Raw genomic sequence first — 18,994 nt, 5'->3', positions numbered from 1 at the left:
CTCAGCCCTTCGCGGAACCCGCGAGCAGGCCTCGCACGAAATAGCGCTGGAGGAAGAGGAACACGAGCAGCGGCACGATGATCGCGATGAAGGCACCGGCCGTGAGCAGATGCCAGTCCTCACCGCGCGATCCGGTCATCTGCGCCAGCAGCTTCGTGATCGGGGCCACGTTGCCGTCGGCGAAGATCAGCGCCACCAGCAGGTCGTTCCATACCCAGAGGAACTGGAAGATCGCGAACGACGCGATCGCCGGCATGCTCAGCGGCAGGATGATCCGGAAGAAGATCTGCCCGTGCCCCGCACCGTCGACCCGCGCGGCCTCGATCACCTCGCCGGGGATCTGCGCGATGAAGTTGTGCAGCAGGAAGATCGCCAGCGGAAGGCCGAAGATCGTGTGCGCGATCCACACCTGCGCGTAGCCGGCCGACCCGAACGCCTGGATCACGGGCACACCGAACAGCTCGCCGCGCGAGAACAGCTGCAGCAGCGGGATGAACGCCATCTGGATCGGCACGATCTGCAGCGCGAACACGCCCACGAAGAGCAGGTTCTTGCCGCGGAAGTCGATCCACGCGAAGCCGTACGCGGCGAGCGTCGCGATGATCAGCGGGATGATCGCGGCCGGCAGGGTGATCGCGAACGAGTTCACGAACGCCTGCAGCATCGTCAGACCGCCGGTCGCCGTGTTCAGCGCCTCGGTGTAGTTCTCGGTCGTCCAGCCCCAGTTCTGAAGGGCCGTCCACCAGCCGGTGGTCTGGATCTCCACCCGCGGGCGGAACGACGAGACCAGGATGCCGAAGGTCGGCACCGTCCAGATCGCGGCGATGATGATGGCCGCGATCGTGGCCCACGGCGACGTCAGGCGCCGCTTGGCATCGCCGAGCGCGGGCCTGCGGGAGGCCTTGCCCGTCGTGAGCCCCTGTGTCGTGATCGGCGGAGTCGTTGTGGTCATCAGTGCGCCTCCCTCTGTGCCTTGAGCTGTCGCGCGTTGTAGATGACCAGCGGCAGCACGAGGATGAACAGCACCACCGCGTAGGCGGCCGAGCGACCGGCCTCGAAGCTGCGGAACTGCTGGTACATCTCGTTCGCGATCACCGACGTGTCGTTCGCACCGGCTGTCATGGTGCGGACGATGTCGAAGATCTTCATCGACGCGATGGCGATGGTCGTGAGGACCACGATCAGCGAGGGCCGGATGCCCGGCACCACCACGTTCATGAACCGCTCGTAGGCGTTCGCGCCGTCGAGCTCGGCGGCCTCGAGCTGCTCGGTGGGCACGCCCTTGATGGCCGCGGACAGCACGACCATCGCGAAGCCGGTGTAGATCCAGACGAACACGATGATCAGGAACAGCGTGTTCCACGGCTCCACCTGCAGGAACGGCACCGGGCTTCCGCCCAGCCACACGATCAGCTGGTTGACGAATCCGATCTGCTCGGCGTCGGCCGGGCGAGCGGTGTACATAAAGCGCCAGATGATCGACGCGCCCACGAACGAGATCGCCATCGGCAGGAACACGAGGATCTTGTAGACCTTCTCACCCCGCGTCTTGTCGATGAAGTACGCGTACACAAGACCGATGACGGTCGAGGCGATCGGCGCGATCAGCACCCACACGATCGTGTTGACGATCGTCCGGATGCCCTGCGGCTGGGTGAAGATCCACACGAAGTTGTCGAGCCCCACGAACGTGGTGCCGCGGGAGTTGAGCATCGACGCGCCGAAGGTCTGGATCACGGGGAACACCAGTCCGATCAGCAGCAGGATCAGCGCCGGGGCGACGAATCCGAACAGCTGGAACAGGGATCCCACTCCCCCGCGCGAGCGGAGGTCGAGCCAGAAGAACAGCGCCCCGAGAACACCCGCGGCGATGATCGCCCACGTGTACGACTGCAGGAGCCACATCACCCCGAGCGGCAGCAGAATGCATGCCGCCAGCCGGATGATGGTGAACACGCGGCCCTCACGAGGGGCGACCTCGATGAAGAAGAGCAGCACGGCCACCGCGGCTACGAAGACCCCGATGATGATCGGGATCTCGAGCCACGGTGACAGCGTGCTCAGCCAGGTCAGAAAACCAGCCATGACTGAGTCCGGTCCCTATTCGGGCCGGATCACTCGGCGGGCCAGGCGGACTGGATCTGCTCGAGAACCTCGGGAGTCGGCGAACCGTTCACCCAGTCGCGCATGCCCTGGAAGAACGAGCCGGTGCCGACAGCCGACGGCATCAGGTCGGAGGCGTCGAAGCGGAACGTGGTGCCCTCGTCCTGCAGCACCTTGATGGCCTCCTGGAGGATGGGGCTCTGCGCGTTCTCCGGGTCGAGACCCTTGTTGGCGCTGATCACACCGCCCAGCGAGACGCGGGAGTTGGCCCACTCGGGGCTGGAGAGGTACTCCTGCACCTTCACGACGGCCTCGTCGTCGCTGAAAGCGCCGACGATCTCGCCGCCACCGGTGACGACCGATCCCTCGGCGTTCTCGTCCACGGGGGGAAGCATGAACGCCCAGACGTCGGCGTCGGGGCCGACCTCGCCGCCCGCGTCGACGATGAAGCCGTCGAGGAAGGAGGCCTGGTGGCTCAGGGCGCAGTCGCCCGAGACGAGCGCGTTGGCCACATCGCCGAACGGCACGGTGCCGATCGAGGCGACGTCACCGAATCCCGCGTTGACGTAGTCGGGGTTGAGCAGGACCTTGGCCGCCTCGTCGAAGGCCGACTGGATCTGCGGGTCGGTGAAGGGCACGTCGCCCGCGACCCACTGGTCGTAGACGTCGGGCCCGCTCTGGCGCAGGACGATGTCCTCGATCCAGTCGGTGCCCGGCCATCCGGTGGCCGCGTCCGAGCCGAAGCCCGCGCACCAGGGCTGGGTGCCGAGGGTCGACTGCATCTCGGCGGTGAGGTCGAGAAGGCCCTGCCAGCTGGTGGGGACCTCCCAGCCGTTCTCCTTGAACAGGGACGGCTGGTACCAGACCCAGCCCTTCACGTTGGCCATCAGGGGCGCGCCGTAGATCTTGTCGCCGACGGAGGCGTAGCCCTCCCAGTCCTCGGCCCAGTTGTCGCGGAGGTTCTTGACGACACCCTCGGGGGCCTCGAGCAGGTAGCCGCGGCCGGCCATGTCGGCCAGCAGACCCGGCTGCGGGAAGATCGCGAGGTCGGGCGGGTTGCCTCCCTGCGCGCGCACGGCGATCTGCGCCTCGAACTCCTGCGATCCCTCGTACTGGATGTCGATACCGTTCTCTTCCTCCCAGTCCGCCCACGACTCTTCGAGGAGCTCCTGCTCGGCGTTGACGATCGTGCCGTAGACGGTGACGGTGGCGTCGCCGCCGCCTCCCCCGTCGCCGTCTCCGCCGCCCCCGCCGCCGCCCGTGGCGCCCGGACCGGCGGTGCAGCCGGCGAGGGCGAGCGCGGCGACACTCAATGCCCCGGTCGAGAGAAGGATCTTCTTACGCTGTGCAGTCGACATCGTCTGCTCCCATCTGCTGTGTCGGCCCGGAGGCCGATGTGAGGAACCGTATCCTCACCGTATTCACAGGGGCCGAGTCTGCACAACGGGGTTGCGCTTCACCCAGCGCATGACGAAGGCCCCGGGATCTCTCCCGGGGCCTTCGTGTGATCCGTTGCCGGATCGAGCCTGCTCGGTGAACCGAGCCGCAAGGAATTCCGCGAAGGGAATTACTTGAGGGTCACCGAAGCGCCGGCCTCCTCAAGGGTGGCCTTGGCCTTCTCAGCGGCCTCCTTGTTCGCACCCTCGAGCACGACCGAGGGGGCGCCGTCGACGACGGCCTTGGCCTCGCCGAGACCGAGCGAGGTGAGCTCGCGGACGGCCTTGATGACCTGGATCTTCTTGTCACCGGCGGCCTCGAGGACGACGTCGAACGAGTCCTTCTCCTCGACCTCTTCGGCGGCGGCGCCACCGGCACCGGCGACGGCGACGGGGGCAGCAGCGGTGACCTCGAACTTCTCCTCGAAGGCCTTCACGAACTCGCTGAGCTCGATGAGGGTCAGGTCAGCGAACTGCTCGAGCAGCTCCTCAGTGGTGAGCTTCGCCATGATGTATCTCCTAGTTAAACGGGGTTTGTGGGTCGAGCGCGGACTGCTTACGCAGCCTCAGCGCCCTCGAGCTTCTCGCGAAGAGCGTCGATGGTGGCGGCAGCCTTGCCCATCGTCGCCTTCATCATGCCTGCGGCCTTCGCCAGCAGAACCTCACGGCTCTCGAGCGAAGCGTAGGTGTTGACCTCGTCGGCGCTGAGGGCCTTGCCCTCGAACACACCGCCCTTGATCACGAGAAGCGGGTTGGCCTTGGCGAAGTCACGCAGGGCCTTCGCGGTGGAGACGAAGTCTCCGTGCACGAACGCGATCGCCGACGGGCCCTTGAGGCTGTCGTCGAGCGAGTCGAAGCCCGCGGCGTTCGCCGCGATCTTCGTCAGCGTGTTCTTCACCACGGCGTAGTCCGCGTCCTGACGGATGCTGTTGCGCAGCTGCTTGAGCTGGGCAACCGTCAGACCGCGGTACTCGGTCAGCAGGACGGCGTTCGAGTTCTCGAAGTTCTTCGTGAGCTCGGCGACCGATGCATCCTTCTGCGCCATGGTCCACTCCTTGATGTGTACGGGATGTCTCACGGAGGTGAGACATCGACCGCAGACCACCCACACAACGCAAAACGCTCCGGCGCAAGCGCACGGAGCGTGGATCCTGATTCGGATTTCGTTCGTGACACCTGCGCGGGCCCCTGCGATGCAGTGCTTCGGTCGTCTCGCGCAAGCGCATGACGATGACCGGCGGTCTTCGGCTTCGCCAACTCTACCACGACCGAGCGGTGCCCCCGGACGCGGGCGGGGAGGTCAGTCCGACAGCGCCAGCGCGCGGAAGATGTCGCGTTCGCGCAGACGCGCGCGGTTCGAGACCGGGACGGGCTCCGGCTCGGGCGCGGCGGCGGGCTCCGGCCGCGCCTTGCCCGTGGTGCGGTGATAGAGCTCGTCGATGAGGCCCGTGGCCAGTCGGACGAGCTGATCGATCTGGCGGTCGTCGCGGTCGACCCACAGGCACTTCGGCTCGTCGTGGACCGGCTGGAAGTCGCGATGCTCCTCCCACACGAACAGGGTGCGCTCGGCACCCGTCACGTGCTGCTGCCACCAGATCTGGCGCAGGTAGGTGCGCGGGATCGAGCGGAACGCCTTGTTCGTCGTCTTGATCTCGGCGAGCGAGACGCGGCCCTGCCCGTCGACGCCGACGCCGTCGGGGGTGGCGAGGTGGCGCTTCTCGACCACGGCGTGGAACAGCGCGCTCGAGGGCTGGATGCCGTGAGTGGCGGCCACCCACGCGGCGATCTCGGGCTCGCGACGGCGGCCGTGCTCGGTGTACGAGTTGCCGGAGAAACGAGAGCCCATCAGCTTCTGGTCCGCGGCGCGGATGATCGAGGTCGAGCTCGTCAGGTTCGCGACGTCGGTGGCGGTGATGCCTCGCGCCCGCGCCCGGAGCCAGCCGACCCGATCGCGGGAGTCCGCGAGGATCCGGGCTTCGAGTTCGGGCGTCACCTGATGACCCTAACCCCGGCCCCCGACAGCGAGCCGGAGCAACGCCGGACGACGCTCGGAGAGCCCGCACCCGGCCGGGCGACACGCCGCATGCAGGCGTCAGACGGGCTCGAGGGCGGCCCGCGCGCCGGCCACCACGGCCTCCCGGATGTCGGTGAGGAGCGGCGAGCGCAGGTTCCACTGCTGCCAGTACAGCGGCACCGAGATCGTCGGGCCGTCCAGGCGCACCAGGCGCCCCGACTCCAGGGCGGCCTGGGCCTGCATCGGCGGCAGCAGCCCCCACCCGAAGCCGAGCCGGATCGCGGTGGCGTAGTCCTCGGATCCGGGCACGTAGTGCCGGGGCGGGCGGGACGGATCGACCCCCCGCTCGACGATCCACTGCGTCTGCAGGTCGTCGGTGCGGTCGTAGTCGACCACGGGGGCCACCGAGAGGGCATCGAGCGTCGATCCCGCGGGCAGCCAGCGCTCCATATACCCGGGCGAGGCCACCGGCTCGTACAGCGTGGCCCCCAGCGCGGTCACCGCGCATCCGGCGATGGGGTCGCGCTGCGACGTCACCGCCGCCGTGACCGTGCCGGCCTCGAGCAGCTCGATCGTGCGGTCCTGGTCGTCCCGATGCAGCTCGAGCGCGATGTCGTGTGCGTGGATCACCGGCTCGAGCGCCGGCAGGAACCAGGTGGCGAGCGAGTCGGAGTTCACCGCGATGGGTACGTGCATGCGTCCCGGCCCCTCCAGCCCCAGCTCGAGCCCCGCGTCGTGACCCAGCAGCGCGTACTGGCGGGCGAGCCGCACCACAACGGCTCCGGCCTCGGTGGCCCGCGCGGGCTTCGATCGGACGAGCAGCACGCGGCCCAGCTGCCCCTCGAGGGTCCGCAGCCGCTGGCTCACCGCCGACGGCGTGATCCGGAGGGCGCGCGCGGCGCCCTCGAGGCTGCCTTCGTCGACGACCGCCGCCACGGTCGCGGCGAGATCGGGGGCGATCCACATGATGAAGCGCTCCTTAACCTGATCAAGAATCCTGAACGTCGCTTTGGATCATCTCACGCCCGCTCGTAACGTCGATCCGTGCTCACTGCCTTCGCCGCCGGACTCGGCCTCACCCTCTCGCTGATCATCGCGCCGGGAGCGCAGAACATCTTCCTTCTGCGCATGGGGATCCAGCGTCGGCATGTGGTGATCCTGGCCCTCATCTGCATCGTCAGCGACGCCCTGCTGATCACCGCCGGTGTCGCCGGCTTCGGTGTGGTGGTGCGCCACGTGCCCTGGCTGTTCGACGTCGTGCGCTGGTTCGGCGTCGCGTTCCTGCTCGTCTACGCGCTCTCCGCCGCCTGGCGCGTGTGGCGCCCGAGCGGCGAGGCGCTGGTGGTCGCTGAGCCCGCAGCCCCCTCCCCCGTCGACGAGACCCCCGGCACGGGCGGGGTCGCCACGCTCGTGCGCACGGACCGCGTCGCCGTCGTCGCGCCCACCCGGACCCTGGTGCCGGCGATCCTGTCGTGCCTGGCCATCACCTGGCTGAACCCCCATGCCTACCTCGACACGGTGTTCCTGATCGGATCGGTCTCGGCGGGCTACGACGAGATGCGCTGGCTGTTCGGCGCGGGCGCCATCCTCGGCAGCGTCATCTGGTTCGCGTTCCTCACGGTGGCCGCGCGGTACGCCGCCCGCTGGCTGCGCTCGCCCCGCGCGTGGCGGATCCTGGACGCGTTCATCGCCGTCGCGATGCTCGCCCTCGCCGCCGGCCTCGCCTTCGCCTGACGCGCCCCCTTCCGCCGGCGCACGCCGCGCGGGACCATATGGTCCCAGGCGTCATCGATCGACGGAGGAGGCCGAGATGAGACATGTGCATGTGATCGTCCACGGGCGGGTGCAGGGCGTGGGCTATCGCTACGGACTGCGCGAGCAGGCGCAGAAGCTCGGCATCACCGGATGGGTCCGCAATCGCCGGGACGACGCGGTCGAGGCCGTGCTCGTCGGCGATCCGGTAGCCGTCGACACCGCCCTCGCCTGGATGGAGCACGGGCCGGCGGGCGCGGAGGTGCGGTCGATGGAGACCGCGGGCGGGGCGTTCGCGACCCCGCTCCACGACTCCTTCGAGGTGCACCCCAGCGCGTGACGCCCCCAGACGCAGGAAGGCCCCCACCTCGCGGTGGGGGCCTTCTCGCTAGTCGCGTGAGCGTCAGGCGATGCTGTTGACGTCCAGCGGGATGCCGGGACCGAAGGTCGTCGAGACGGCGCCCTTCTGGATGTAGCGGCCCTTCGACGAGGACGGCTTCAGGCGGACGATCTCGTCGAGAGCGGCCTGGATGTTCTCACCCAGCTGCTCGGCGCCGAACGAGACCTTGCCGACGATGAAGTGCACGTTGGCGTGCTTGTCGACGCGGAACTCGATCTTGCCGCCCTTGATCTCCTCGACGGCCTTGGCCGGGTTGGGGGTCACGGTGCCGGTCTTGGGGTTCGGCATCAGGCCGCGGGGGCCGAGGACCTTACCCAGACGACCGACCTGGCCCATGAGCTCCGGCACCGACACAGCGGCGTCGAAGTCGGTCCAGCCGGCGGCGACCTTCTCGATGAGCTCGGCGCCGCCGACCTCGTCGGCGCCCGCGGCGATGGCGGCCTCAGCGGCCGGACCGTTCGCGAACACGATGACGCGGGCGGTCTTGCCGGTGCCGTGCGGGAGCATGACGGTGCCGCGCACCATCTGGTCGGCCTTGCGCGGGTCGACGGAGAGCTTCAGCGCGACCTCGACGGTCGAGTCGAACTTCGCCGAACCGGTCTCCTTCGCGAGCGCGACGGCCTCGGTGGGCGAGTAGAGCTTGCTGGCGTCGATCTTCTCGACAGCAGCCTTGAAAGCCTTGGACTTGGTAGCCATGATCGTTATCTCCCTCAGTCCTCGACCGTGATGCCCATGGAGCGGGCGGTGCCGGCGATGATCTTCGAGGCGGCCTCGAGGTCGTTCGCGTTCAGGTCAGGCGTCTTGGTCTTCGCGATCTCGAGGACCTGCTCCTTGGTGAGCTTCGCGACCTTGACGGTGTGCGGCGTCGACGAGCCCTTGGGCACGCCGGCGGCCTTCTTGATCAGCTCGGCGGCCGGGGGCGTCTTCAGGATGAACGTGAAGCTGCGGTCCTCGTAGACGGTGATCTCGACGGGGATGACGTTGCCGCGCTGCGACTCGGTCGCCGCGTTGTACGCCTTGCAGAACTCCATGATGTTCACGCCGTGCTGACCCAGGGCGGGACCGATCGGCGGCGCCGGGTTGGCTGCACCGGCGTTGATCTGAAGCTTGATCAGGCCGGTCACCTTCTTCTTAGGTGCCATTTCCTCTTCCTCTCATCGAACGGATGCCGGTTGCATCCGCTCTCCCGCGCACAGGACCGCGCCGGATGATCCGGAGCTTCCTGCAGCGGTGTCGTTCGCGCAGACGAGGCGCAAACCAATAGATCGTACCAGAGACGGCCGAGAGCCGGCCCCCGAGGGAGCCGGCTCTGCGACGTGACGGACGCGTCCGTCAGACCATCTTGGTGACCTGGTCGAACGACAGCTCGACGGGGGTCTCGCGCTCGAAGAGCGAGACGAGGACGGTGAGCTTGCCGCTCTCCGGCTTGATCTCGCTGATCGAACCGGGAAGACCCGCGAACGAGCCCTCCTTGATCGTGATCGTCTCGCCGATCTCGAAGTCGACCTCGGCGGTGAGAACGCGGGCCTGTGCGCCCTGGCCCTTCGGGGAGCCGGACTTGGCCTGCGCCTGCGCCTCCTTGATCTCGACGAGCGGCTTCAGCATATTGAAGGCCTCTTCGAAGCGCAGCGGCGTGGGGTTGTGGGCGTTGCCCACGAAGCCCGTGACGCCCGGCGTGTGGCGCACGACGGACCAGGTGTCCTCGTTGAGCTCCATGCGCACGAGCACGTAGCCCGGGATGCGCACGCGGGTGACCATCTTGCGCTGGCCGTTCTTGATCTCGACGACGTCCTCCATCGGGACCTCGACCTGGTAGATGTCGTCCTCGACCTCGAGCGTCGACTTGCGCTGCTCGATGTTGGCCTTCACCTTGCGCTCGAAACCGGCGTAGGAGTGGATGACGTACCACTTGCCCTCGAGCGAGCGGAGCTCGGCGCGGAAGGCCTCGTACGGGTCGTCGGACTCGGCGGAGTCCTCGTCCTCGTCGGCGTCCTCGTCGGCCGACTCGGCGTCGGTCGGCTCGGCGTCCTCGTCGTCGCCGTTCACGTCCGGGCCGTCGTACGGCTGGATCTCCTCGGCGGCGGCGGCGGCGGCCTCGGCCTGCTCCTCCGCGGCGGAGTCGTTGAGGACCTCGGCGGCCGCCTCGACCTCTTCGGTCTCGTCGATGTGCAGTGCGTCGTTCACGATCGCGTCAGCCTCCGGGTCGTCGATCTCGATGTCTTCGTCGCTCAGGTCCTCGGTCTCGACCTCGGCGGGGGCATCCTCATCGATGTGCATCGCGAGGTGCTCTGCGGAGTCGCTCGAGTGGGAATCCGCGTACAGGACGTTGCCCTCCTGGGCTTCGTCCTCCTCGCTGGACTGCTCGGCAGCGGGGGCCCAATCGGCGTCGTCGACGTGCTTTTCAGACACTGGCGTCCATCTCTTCCGTTCACGCGACGGATGAACGTGCGCTCATCCGCGTGCCCCTCTGCCTGTTGGACAGATCGAGCTTGCGTCAGATCAGGCGGGGACTCCGAAGACGACCTGCGCGACCCACGTGAAGACGTAGTCGAGACCATAGACCAGGCCCATCATGACGAGCACGAAGCCGAGCACGACCGCGGTGAACTTCAGCAGCTCCGACCGGGTCGGGGTGACGACCTTGCGGAGCTCGGCGATGACCTGGCGGAAGAAGATCACGATCCGAGCGAAGAAGCCAGGCTTCTTCTCGCCGGTCGTGCCTGCCGCGACGATGTCGCCGCTTGCTGCGTCCTGGACCATTGACTGCCTTTCGTGAGTCAGCTGATGCTGACGCGCAGGGCGGACAGGAATCGAACCTGCAACCTGCGGTTTTGGAGACCGCTGCTCTGCCAATTGAGCTACCGCCCTAGAGATCCGGGGACCCCTGGGTCGCCTTCATCCTGATGCACCCGGATCCCGGGCACAGCGAAAGAATGCAGACAACTACTGCACTCCCAAGCATACGACATGGTCTGAGCGGCGGCGAACCACGGTCGACTCCCGCGCGTGTTCGGGGCATCCCCTCAGGCCGCCCGGGGCACGGGCGCGCGCACGCGCGGCCGCGTCAGACCGACTCGACCACGAGCGCGACGCCGAGCCCGCCGCCCACCGAGGCGGCGGCCACGCCGAGCGATCCGCGGGCGGGCTGACGCACCAGTCGGCTGAACAGACGCACCACCGCCACGGCGGCGCTGGCCCCCCAGGGGTGCCCGAGCGCGAGCGCCCCGCCGTCGGCGCAGACCCGGGGATCGTCGTCGTCGTCGATGCCGATGCGGGAGAGCACCGCGAGGCTCTGCGCGGCGAACGCCTCGACGACCTCGAACGCCTGCACGTCACCGACACCGAGCCCCAGCGACCCGAGCGCCGCCTGCACGGCGGGGGCCGCGCCGATCCCGGGGAGGGCCGGGTCGCAGCCCACGATCGCCTGGGCGCGGATCGCCAGCCCGCGGCCGGTGCCCGCGGCTCCCGCGGCGATCAGCACGGCCGCGGCCCCGTCGCTCACGCGCGTGGCGCTGCCGGGCGTCACCGTGCCGCCGGCGAAGAGCGGGTTCAGCCGCGGGAGCACCGAGGGCCGCACGCCGATGCCGTCGTCATCGCGGATCCCGCCGAGCTCGACGACCTCGGCCGCGAAGCGCCCCGCGTCCCGGGCGGCCAGGGCACGCGCGTGGCTGCGGGCGGCATGCGCGTCCTGACGCTCGCGGGTGATCACGTCGTAGGCGGCGACTGCCTCGGCCGCCGCCAGCATGTCCGGGTCGCCGAACCCCTCGGGGGCGAACGGCGCCTGCCGGTAGGCGACGCCGTCGCGCGAGCGCACCGGCGCGGTCGACGCGCTCTCGGCGCCGCCGGCGATGCGGGCCCGTCCGTCCACGCGCACGCCGTTCGCGGCGTCGATGATCGCGGCCAGACCGCTGCCGCACTGGCGGTCGACGGTCGATCCGGGAACGTGGACGCCGAGTCCCGCCTGCAGGGCGGCCACGCGCGCGGGGTTGCCGCCCGGGCCCATGCAGTTGCCGAGGACGACGTCGGCGACATCCACGCCACGGCCCAGCGCGACCTCGGCGTCGGCGTGAGCGGCTCGGATCACCGCGGTGGCGAGGTCGGCGACCTCGAGGCCGGCCAGCGACCGGCCGCGGACGCCGATCGGCGTGCGGCGGGCCGCCACGATCACGGGATCGGCCTGCGGCTCAGCCAAGGCGCGGCCACTCCCCCGCCGCGACCTCGCGGGCGATCCGGGCGCGGGCGGGCTTTCCGGCCGCGGTGCGGGGCAGCACGCCGGTGTACCAGCGTCGCGGCCGGTGCGCCGGCGCGAGGGCCAGGGCCGCCGCGGCGCGCAGTTCGGCGATGACGGGAGAGAGCGCGGGATCCGGCTCGATCACCGCGGCGATGAGGGCCCCGAGACGGCGATGCGGCAGCCCGATCACGGCGGCGTCGCGCACCCCGGGCAGCGTGCGCAGCTGCGCCTCGACCTCCTCCGGGACAATGGTCGCCGAGGCCGACAGGATCGCGTCGTCCACGCGGCCGAGCAGCCGCAGGCGCCCGCCCTGCAGTTCGGCGCGGTCACCGGATGCGATCCAGTCGCCCTGGCGGCGAAGCGGTCCGTCGAGGTAGCGGGCGGCCGCGAAGGGCGAGCGCACGAACAGCTCGCCGCCACGGATCTCGGCCTCGACACCCGGCAACGGCGTCAGGCCCTCGCCGTGGTCGGCAGCGACGAACGACAGCTCCGCCGCGCCGTAATAGGAGACGACGCGAACGCCCGCCGCCTCGACCCGCGCGCGCAGCGCCGGATCGAGGTGCGAGCCGCCCACGAGCGCCGCGCGCAGGCGGGGCGGCGCCCCGGCGTCGAGCAGGGCGCGGAGGGCGTGCGGGGTGCCGTGGAAGCAGGTGGCGTCGGCGAAGTCGACGGCCACGAGGGCCCGGCCGCGGGGCAGCAGGGCGCGCGGCCCGCCGTCGGCAGCGTGCGCCAGCGAGAACTGCGTGAGCGACGAGACGGGCGGTGCCGGCAGTGCGACGGCGTCATCCGGACCCGCACCGAGCAGGCCCGCGATCACGGGGAACGAGTCGCTCCACGACGCGGCCGTGCGCAGCACGATGCGGGGTGTGCCGCTGCTTCCACTCGTGACGGCCGCCCAGGCGATGTCCGGGTCGGGTGTCGCCGCCTCGGCGGCATCCACAACGCTCTGCCAGTGCGCCGCCGACCATCGCGGATCGCCCACCAGAGGGACGGCGCCCGCGGCGCGCACGGCGAGGATCCGCTCGACGACGAGCCCGGGGGCGTCTTCGCGGATCGGCACGAGCCGGCCTGGCCTCATGACACCTCCTCGCACTGAACGGTGTTCAGCATACGGGGAGCCCGCGCGGCGGGGCGACGGTACAGCGGGCGGGTTTCGGGCCGATGCACGCCCCCAGTACCCTCGTAACCGTGACCGACCGCGCTCCTCTCTCCCGCAAGCTCTCCGCCATCGCCGAATCCGCCACGCTCAAGGTGGATGCCAAGGCCAAGGCCCTGAAGGCCGAGGGCAAGGACGTCATCTCCTACGCCGCCGGCGAGCCCGATTTCGCGACGCCGGCGTTCGTCGTCGAGGCCGCGGCGGAGGCCCTGAGCAACCCCGCGAACTTCCGCTACACGCCCGCCGCGGGCCTGCCCGTGCTGCGCGAGGCGATCGCGGCGAAGACCCGCCGCGACTCGGGCCTCGAGATCGCCCCGTCGCAGGTCGTCGTCACCAACGGCGGCAAGCAGGCCGTCTACCAGGCGTTCCAGGCCGTGGTGAACCCCGGCGACGAGGTGCTGCTGCCGGCGCCGTACTGGACCACGTACCCCGAGGCGATCCGCCTCGCCGACGGCGTGCCCGTCGAGGTCTTCGCCGGCGCCGACCAGGAGTACAAGGTCACCGTCGAGCAGCTGGAGGCCGCCCGCACCGAGCGCACCACCGTGCTCGTGTTCGTGTCGCCGTCGAACCCGACCGGATCGGTCTACACGCCCGAGGAGACGAAGGCGATCGGCGAGTGGGCCCTGGCTCACGGCATCTGGGTCATCAGCGACGAGATCTACCAGAACCTCGTCTACGAGGGCGCCAAGGCCGTCTCGATCGTCGAGGCCGTTCCCGAGCTCGCCGGTCAGACGCTGCTGCTCAACGGCGTCGCCAAGACGTACGCGATGACGGGCTGGCGCGTGGGCTGGATGGTCGGCCCCGCCGACGCCATCGGCCTGGCCGCCAACCTGCAGTCGCACCTGTCGAGCAACGTCAACAACGTCGCCCAGATCGCCGCGGCGGCCGCCCTGAACGGCCCGCAGGACGAGGCGCTGAAGATGCGCGAGGCCTTCGACCGCCGACGTCGCCTGATCGTCTCGGAGCTGTCGAAGATCGACGGCGTCGAGGTGCCGAACCCGCTCGGCGCGTTCTACGCCTACCCGGACGTGCGGGGCCTGCTCGGCCGCACGGTCGCCGGCCGCACGCCCGCCACGTCGCTCGAGCTCGCCGACCTCATCCTCGACGAGGCCGAGGTCGCGGTCGTCCCGGGCGAGGCCTTCGGCCCCTCGGGCTACCTGCGCCTGTCGTACGCGCTCGGCGACGACGCGCTGCTCGAGGGCATCCAGCGCCTCCAGCGCCTGTTCGGCTGACCCGCCCCCGACGACGAAGGGCCCGGATCCGCGGATCCGGGCCCTTCGTGCCGCGCGGTGCCCTACAGCTCGACTCCCACGAGCACGGGCTCGGGCATCAGCACGATGCCGAACTCGGACGCGACGCGGCTCTGGACGAAGCGGGCGAGCTCGGCGATCTCGCCGGCCGTGGCCCCGCCGCGGTTCGTGAGCGCGAGGGTGTGCTTGGTCGAGAGCGAGGCCCGTGAGCGCGGCAGGCCGTATCCCCGCGGCAGGCCGGCGTTCTCGATGAGCCACGCCGCGCTGACCTTCACCTCGCGCTCGACCGGCTGGGGCGCGGGCAGCTGCCCGTCCCACTGCGACAGCGGGATCACGGTGGCGCCGTCGTCGATGCGGCCGAGCGGCCACCGCGGGGCGTTCGCCGGCAGCCCGCGGGCCACCGCCTCGCTGACGATGGGGTTGTTGAAGAACGATCCGGCGCTGTGCGTATCGGGATCGGGCTCGTTCAGGACCATGCCCTTGCTCGCCCGGATCGCCAGCACCCTGTCGCGGATCTCCGCGACCGAGACGGCCTGATCCGGCGTCAGCCCGAGGGCCTGGCGCAGGCGGTCGTCGGCGACGATGCGCGGATCGTGGCCGACGCGGGCGAGGTCGAGGGTGAGCGAGAGCACAACGGCCGAGCGAGGTGCGACCGACCCGTAGTGGTGCTTCAGGTCGGACGTGCGGGTGCCGAGACCCAGCTGCGACGCCGGTACGGTCGAGACGTCACCCGTCGCCTCGTCGATCAGGTCGACCTCGACGAGCGTCTGCACGATCTCCTGGCCGTACGCGCCGACGTTCTGGATCGGCGCGGCGCCCGTGGTCCCGGGGATGCCCGACATCGCCTCGATGCCGCTGAGCCCGTGCGCGACGGTCCACGCCACGAGCTCGTCCCAGTTCTGCCCGGCCTCCACGCGCAGACGCACGAAGCCGTCGGGTGCCCCGGGGACCTCCGCGAAACCGCGGGTGAGGATCCGGATCACGGTGCCGGGGAACGGCTCATCACCCGCCAGCAGGTTCGATCCGCCGCCGAGCACGAACCACGGCTCTTCCGGATCGGCCCAAACCTCGCGCAGCGCGGTGACGAGCTCGTCGCGGGTGTGCGCGTCGATCATGCGCGCGGGTGCCGCGCCCACGCGCAGCGTGGTCAGCCGGGCGAGCGGGATCGGGGCGACCTCGGGCATCACGCCCTCCGGACGCGGACCTGCGCCTTGCCGAGCACGCTCACGCCGTCGAAGCTGACGGTGAGGTCGATGCGGGCGGTCTCGTCGTCCAGCTGACCGACCTTGGCCGACACCTGCACCTCGGCCCCGCCGTCGGCGTCGACGACCACCGGCTTCGAGAAGTTCACGGCGTAGTCGATGATGCGACCCGGATCGCCGAGCCACTCGCCGATGGTGCCGACCGCCAGGCCCATCGTCAGCATGCCGTGCGCGAGCACGCCGTCCAGGCCCACGCGCTTCGCGACGTCGTCGCGGTAGTGGATCGGGTTGAAGTCGCCCGAGGCGCCCGCGTAGCGGACGAGCGACTCGCGGGTCAGGTGCACGGTGCGCTCGGCGATCACGTCGCCGACGGTGAGCTCGGTCATTCGTCTCCTCCGATCAACAGCACCGACGTGGCGGTCACGATGTGGCCGCCCTCGGCATCCGTGATCTCGGTCTCGCTGGTGATCATGGCGCCAGCGCCCATGGCGCGCAGGCCCGTCACGGTGATCCGGCCGGTGACCTCGTCGCCCGCGACGATGGGTCGCGTCCAGCGGAAGCCCTGCTTCGCGTGGATCGTGCGCTCGAGCGCGATGCCCGAGTCGGGCTCACCCAGCAGCTGCTGCAGCGTCAGGTCCTGGATCACCATCGCGAAGGTCGGCGGCGCCACGACATCGGCGTAGCCGAGGGCGCGCGCGGCCTCGGGGTCGTGATGGGCGGGGGCGTCGGCGAACACGGCGCGGGCGAACTCGCGCACCTTCTCGCGGCCGACCAGATACGGCGGCGTCGGCGGGAACTCGCGTCCGAGCAGTTCGGGATTCACAGGCACCACCCGATTCTAACGAGCGGCTCCCGCTCGGCCGCCGCGAGGGCTCAGGCGGGCTTGCGCGCGATGATCGTGAACGTGCATGGCACCCGGTCGCGCTCCTCCTCGGGCCAGGCGTACCCGCCATCGACCTCGACCATGCGCGGGCTGAACAGCCACGGCACCGTGGTGTCCTCGTCGAGGCGCAGGATCTGCAGGCCCGCGCCGATCAGGGCGTTCACCACCTCAGAGATCGGGTGCGGGTACTCGTAGGTGCGTGTGCGGGTGAGCTTCCCGTCGCCCGCGTAGGTGCTGTCCTCATCCCAGGCCTGCGCCTGCCCGTTCGCGAAGTAGCGATACCGGATCCGCAGATCCGGCGCGTCCTCGTCGAGCGAGTAGAGGGCGGGATGCCCGTCGCGGATGTAGAACAGCCCGTCCGCCCGCAGCAGCCCCGCGATCTGGGCGGCCCAGCGATCGAGATCCGACAGCCAGGTGATGGTGCCGATGCTCGTGTAGACGAGATCGAAGTCGCCGGAGACCGCGGCGCGCGCGTCGGGCACGTCGGTGCGCACCCAGGTCGCCTCGATGCCGTGCCGTCGCGCGAGGCGGTCGGCCGAGGCGAGCGCGTCGGCCGAGAAGTCCACACCCGTGACGGTCGCCCCGGCGCGCGCGAGCGACAGGGTGTCGGTGCCGATATGGCACTGCAGGTGGCAGACGTCGAGGCCCTCGAGGCTCGGCGCGAACGGGCGCAGAGCGGCGAGGTCGTGGCGCACCACGTCGGACAGATGCGCCGGGTCGTCGTAGGCGGCCAGCTCGTACGCCTGCTCGTGCAGCGGCACACGCTCGTCCCAGTTCGCGAGGTTCGCCGAGCGCGCCTCATCCCATTCGATTGCCGCATCTTCGCCGGTCATACCGCCAGCCTAGGGTCAGCGCGTATCGGTACGATCGAGGCATGTCCCTTGTGCTGCGAGCGCCCTTCGGCGCGAAGGAGGTCCTCGGCGCGTTCCGCGCCGAAAGAGGATGACGCGCCGAGCGCGCTCACTCCCCCTTCCGCTCGACGACGACCGTCGAGCGTTCACACACACCTATCGAGGACACATCCATGCTTCCCCTGACCGAGCGCGACATCCGCGCCTCCTTCCTCAACGCCAGCCGCAAGGAGGTCTCCGACCTCACCCTGCCGCCGGGCTTCGACGAGATCTCCTGGGACGCCCTCAGCTACCTGGGCTGGGTCGACCCGAAGCTCCCCAAGCGCGCGTACGTCGTCATCGCGCAGGAGGACGGATCCCTCGCGGGCGTCCTCCTGCAGCAGGCCGAGAAGCGCGTCGGCGCGCGGGCGCAGTGCTCGTGGTGCGATGACGTCACGCTGACCAACGACGTGCAGTTCTTCGCCGCCCGCAAGGCGGGCCCCGCCGGCCGCAAGGGCGACACCGTCGGAACCCTGGTCTGCGCGAACTTCGGCTGCTCGGCCGTGGTGCGAAAGCTCCCGCCGCTCGCGTACACCGGCTTCGACCGCGAGGCGGCCCGAGCCGAGCGCATCCGCCGGCTGGGCGAGAACGTGCGCAGCTTCGCCGCCGCGCTCAGGAGCTAGATCAGGCCGAGGCGCTCGACGGCGTCGCGCTCCTCCCGGAGCTCGGCGACCGAGGCGTCGATGCGTGCGCGGGAGAAGGCATCGACCTCGAGGCCCTGCACGATCCGCCAGGCGCCGCCGTCCGACGTCACCGGGAACGACGAGATCAGCCCCTCCGGCACTCCGTAGGAGCCGTCGGAGGGCAGCGCGACCGAGGTCCAGTCGCCCGGGGCGGTGCCGCGGGTCCAGTCGCGGACGTGGTCGATCGCCGCGCCGGCGGCGGACGCCGCGGACGATGCGCCCCGGGCGGCGATGATGGCGGCGCCGCGCCGGGCGACGCCCGGGATGAAGTCGTCCTCGATCCAGGATCGGTCGAGACGATCGATCACGGGTGTCCCCCCGACGAGGGCATGGGAGAGGTCCGGGTACTGGGTCGCGGAATGGTTGCCCCAGATGGCCACCCGCGACACCTCGGCCACGGGCACCTCCAGATGCGCCGCCAGGCGGCTGAGCGCCCGGTTGTGATCGAGGCGGGTCATGGCGGCGAACCGCTCGGCCGGCACGGACGGCGCGTGTCGCTGCGCGATGAGCGCGTTCGTGTTGGCAGGGTTGCCGACCACGAGCACCCGGATGTCATCGGCCGCGGCCGCCTCGATCGCGGCGCCCTGCGGGCCGAAGATGCCGCCGTTGGCCTCGAGCAGGTCGCCGCGCTCCATGCCCGGCCCGCGCGGGCGGGCGCCGACGAGCAGCGCGACGTTCGCGCCGTCGAACGCCACCCGCGGGTCGTCCGTGATGTCGATGCCGGCCAGCAGCGGGAACGCGCCGTCGTCGAGCTCCATCGCGGTGCCCTCGGCCGCGCCGATCGCCTGCGGGATCTCCAGCAGACGCAGACGCACGGGGACGTCCGCGCCGAGCATGTCGCCGGCCGCGATGCGGAACAGCAGCGCGTACGCGATCTGGCCGGCGGCGCCGGTGACGGTCACGGTGACGGGTGGGCGGGACATGCGGGCCTCCTGAGAGCGGTTCCGGATGCCTTCATCCTCCCTGCCGGACACGGCGGCGTCGAGAGGAGCGA

22 protein-coding genes and 1 tRNA gene are annotated in these 18,994 nt (G+C 70.3%); 4 read left to right on the top strand and 19 right to left on the bottom strand.

Translation table 11 applies throughout. The features are described from left to right. Window position 1 precedes the first annotated feature (1 nt). The 7 genes from ACOKGD_RS03505 to ACOKGD_RS03475 form a co-directional block, all read right to left on the bottom strand. Window positions 2-952, bottom strand: coding sequence for a carbohydrate ABC transporter permease (locus tag ACOKGD_RS03505; RefSeq protein ID WP_342336753.1), 951 nt, complete (start codon window positions 950-952; stop codon window positions 2-4). After that, complete coding sequence (locus tag ACOKGD_RS03500) at window positions 952-2,085, bottom strand: carbohydrate ABC transporter permease (RefSeq protein WP_342336755.1); 1,134 nt, start codon at window positions 2,083-2,085, stop codon at window positions 952-954. Before ACOKGD_RS03500 ends, ACOKGD_RS03505 begins: the two co-directional genes overlap by 1 nt. A gap of 29 nt (window positions 2,086-2,114) precedes the next feature. Beyond that, on the bottom strand, window positions 2,115-3,461 hold the full coding sequence (locus ACOKGD_RS03495; protein WP_342336756.1) for an ABC transporter substrate-binding protein: 1,347 nt from the start codon (window positions 3,459-3,461) through the stop codon (window positions 2,115-2,117). 209 nt (window positions 3,462-3,670) lie between these two features. Continuing rightward, window positions 3,671-4,048: a 50S ribosomal protein L7/L12 gene (rplL, locus tag ACOKGD_RS03490; RefSeq protein WP_342336757.1), complete on the bottom strand. Its 378-nt coding sequence runs from the start codon at window positions 4,046-4,048 to the stop codon at window positions 3,671-3,673. Between the two features lie 47 nt (window positions 4,049-4,095). Continuing rightward, window positions 4,096-4,584 carry a 50S ribosomal protein L10 gene (rplJ, locus tag ACOKGD_RS03485; RefSeq protein WP_342336758.1) on the bottom strand — a complete coding sequence of 163 codons (489 nt, stop codon included), beginning with the start codon at window positions 4,582-4,584 and terminating at the stop codon, window positions 4,096-4,098. A 255-nt stretch (window positions 4,585-4,839) separates the two neighbouring features. Beyond that, entirely contained in the window at window positions 4,840-5,532 is a 693-nt protein-coding gene (locus ACOKGD_RS03480) for a YqaJ viral recombinase family protein (RefSeq protein ID WP_342336759.1), read from the bottom strand. A gap of 99 nt (window positions 5,533-5,631) precedes the next feature. Then, the gene (locus ACOKGD_RS03475; protein ID WP_342336760.1) at window positions 5,632-6,519 is read right to left on the bottom strand and encodes a LysR family transcriptional regulator ArgP; all 888 of its coding nucleotides are present in this window, start codon (window positions 6,517-6,519) and stop codon (window positions 5,632-5,634) included. Window positions 6,520-6,597: 78 nt separating this feature from the next. Here ACOKGD_RS03475 and ACOKGD_RS03470 point away from each other — a divergent pair, with 78 nt between their 5' ends. Together ACOKGD_RS03470 and ACOKGD_RS03465 are read left to right on the top strand one after the other, a co-directional pair. Then, entirely contained in the window at window positions 6,598-7,287 is a 690-nt protein-coding gene (locus tag ACOKGD_RS03470; RefSeq protein ID WP_342336762.1) for a LysE/ArgO family amino acid transporter, read from the top strand. A 76-nt stretch (window positions 7,288-7,363) separates the two neighbouring features. Beyond that, window positions 7,364-7,645 (top strand): acylphosphatase, encoded by a 282-nt coding sequence (locus tag ACOKGD_RS03465; protein ID WP_342336763.1) that lies wholly within the window; start codon window positions 7,364-7,366, stop codon window positions 7,643-7,645. 63 nt (window positions 7,646-7,708) lie between these two features. Here ACOKGD_RS03465 and rplA read toward each other — a convergent pair whose 3' ends face one another. From rplA to ACOKGD_RS03430, 7 genes are all read right to left on the bottom strand, one after another. Further along, complete coding sequence (rplA, locus tag ACOKGD_RS03460) at window positions 7,709-8,401, bottom strand: 50S ribosomal protein L1 (protein ID WP_342336765.1); 693 nt, start codon at window positions 8,399-8,401, stop codon at window positions 7,709-7,711. A 14-nt stretch (window positions 8,402-8,415) separates the two neighbouring features. Beyond that, on the bottom strand, window positions 8,416-8,847 hold the full coding sequence (gene rplK / locus ACOKGD_RS03455; protein WP_342336767.1) for a 50S ribosomal protein L11: 432 nt from the start codon (window positions 8,845-8,847) through the stop codon (window positions 8,416-8,418). Window positions 8,848-9,037: 190 nt separating this feature from the next. Next, window positions 9,038-10,114 carry a transcription termination/antitermination protein NusG gene (nusG, locus tag ACOKGD_RS03450; protein ID WP_342336769.1) on the bottom strand — a complete coding sequence of 359 codons (1,077 nt, stop codon included), beginning with the start codon at window positions 10,112-10,114 and terminating at the stop codon, window positions 9,038-9,040. Between the two features lie 90 nt (window positions 10,115-10,204). Continuing rightward, on the bottom strand, window positions 10,205-10,465 hold the full coding sequence (gene secE / locus ACOKGD_RS03445; RefSeq protein ID WP_342336771.1) for a preprotein translocase subunit SecE: 261 nt from the start codon (window positions 10,463-10,465) through the stop codon (window positions 10,205-10,207). Between the two features lie 35 nt (window positions 10,466-10,500). Continuing rightward, a tRNA-Trp gene (locus ACOKGD_RS03440) sits at window positions 10,501-10,573 on the bottom strand. A gap of 196 nt (window positions 10,574-10,769) precedes the next feature. Next, complete coding sequence (locus ACOKGD_RS03435; RefSeq protein ID WP_342336772.1) at window positions 10,770-11,897, bottom strand: thiolase family protein; 1,128 nt, start codon at window positions 11,895-11,897, stop codon at window positions 10,770-10,772. Then, window positions 11,890-13,014 (bottom strand): class I adenylate-forming enzyme family protein, encoded by a 1,125-nt coding sequence (locus tag ACOKGD_RS03430; RefSeq protein ID WP_342336774.1) that lies wholly within the window; start codon window positions 13,012-13,014, stop codon window positions 11,890-11,892. Before ACOKGD_RS03430 ends, ACOKGD_RS03435 begins: the two co-directional genes overlap by 8 nt. A 110-nt stretch (window positions 13,015-13,124) precedes the next feature. On the opposite strand from ACOKGD_RS03430, the gene ACOKGD_RS03425 reads away from it, so the two are divergent. Further along, window positions 13,125-14,324 carry a pyridoxal phosphate-dependent aminotransferase gene (locus ACOKGD_RS03425; protein WP_342336775.1) on the top strand — a complete coding sequence of 400 codons (1,200 nt, stop codon included), beginning with the start codon at window positions 13,125-13,127 and terminating at the stop codon, window positions 14,322-14,324. 62 nt (window positions 14,325-14,386) lie between these two features. Here ACOKGD_RS03425 and ACOKGD_RS03420 read toward each other — a convergent pair whose 3' ends face one another. The 4 genes from ACOKGD_RS03420 to ACOKGD_RS03405 are packed head-to-tail and all read right to left on the bottom strand — an operon-like array spanning window position 14,387 to window position 17,260. Next, complete coding sequence (locus ACOKGD_RS03420; protein ID WP_342336776.1) at window positions 14,387-15,526, bottom strand: UDP-N-acetylmuramate dehydrogenase; 1,140 nt, start codon at window positions 15,524-15,526, stop codon at window positions 14,387-14,389. Then, window positions 15,526-15,930, bottom strand: coding sequence for a MaoC/PaaZ C-terminal domain-containing protein (locus tag ACOKGD_RS03415; RefSeq protein WP_342336777.1), 405 nt, complete (start codon window positions 15,928-15,930; stop codon window positions 15,526-15,528). The genes ACOKGD_RS03420 and ACOKGD_RS03415 overlap by 1 nt, the downstream gene beginning before the upstream one ends. After that, entirely contained in the window at window positions 15,927-16,373 is a 447-nt protein-coding gene (locus ACOKGD_RS03410) for an FAS1-like dehydratase domain-containing protein (RefSeq protein WP_342336778.1), read from the bottom strand. Before ACOKGD_RS03410 ends, ACOKGD_RS03415 begins: the two co-directional genes overlap by 4 nt. A gap of 44 nt (window positions 16,374-16,417) precedes the next feature. Then, window positions 16,418-17,260 (bottom strand): class I SAM-dependent methyltransferase, encoded by an 843-nt coding sequence (locus ACOKGD_RS03405; protein ID WP_342336780.1) that lies wholly within the window; start codon window positions 17,258-17,260, stop codon window positions 16,418-16,420. A gap of 191 nt (window positions 17,261-17,451) precedes the next feature. Between ACOKGD_RS03405 and ACOKGD_RS03400 the strand changes: the two genes are divergently transcribed. Beyond that, entirely contained in the window at window positions 17,452-17,940 is a 489-nt protein-coding gene (locus ACOKGD_RS03400) for an FBP domain-containing protein (protein ID WP_342336782.1), read from the top strand. On the opposite strand, the gene ACOKGD_RS03395 is transcribed toward ACOKGD_RS03400, so the two are convergent. After that, window positions 17,937-18,923 (bottom strand): malate dehydrogenase, encoded by a 987-nt coding sequence (locus ACOKGD_RS03395; protein WP_342336783.1) that lies wholly within the window; start codon window positions 18,921-18,923, stop codon window positions 17,937-17,939. The genes ACOKGD_RS03400 and ACOKGD_RS03395 overlap by 4 nt on opposite strands. Window positions 18,924-18,994: the final 71 nt, after the last annotated feature.

Origin of the sequence: Microbacterium phosphatis, from assembly GCF_049177115.1 — a bacterium.
Taxonomy (GTDB): domain Bacteria; phylum Actinomycetota; class Actinomycetes; order Actinomycetales; family Microbacteriaceae; genus Microbacterium; species Microbacterium phosphatis.
The sequence above is the reverse complement of the archived record's forward strand: the minus strand, read 5'-3'. Positions and strand labels throughout refer to the sequence as shown.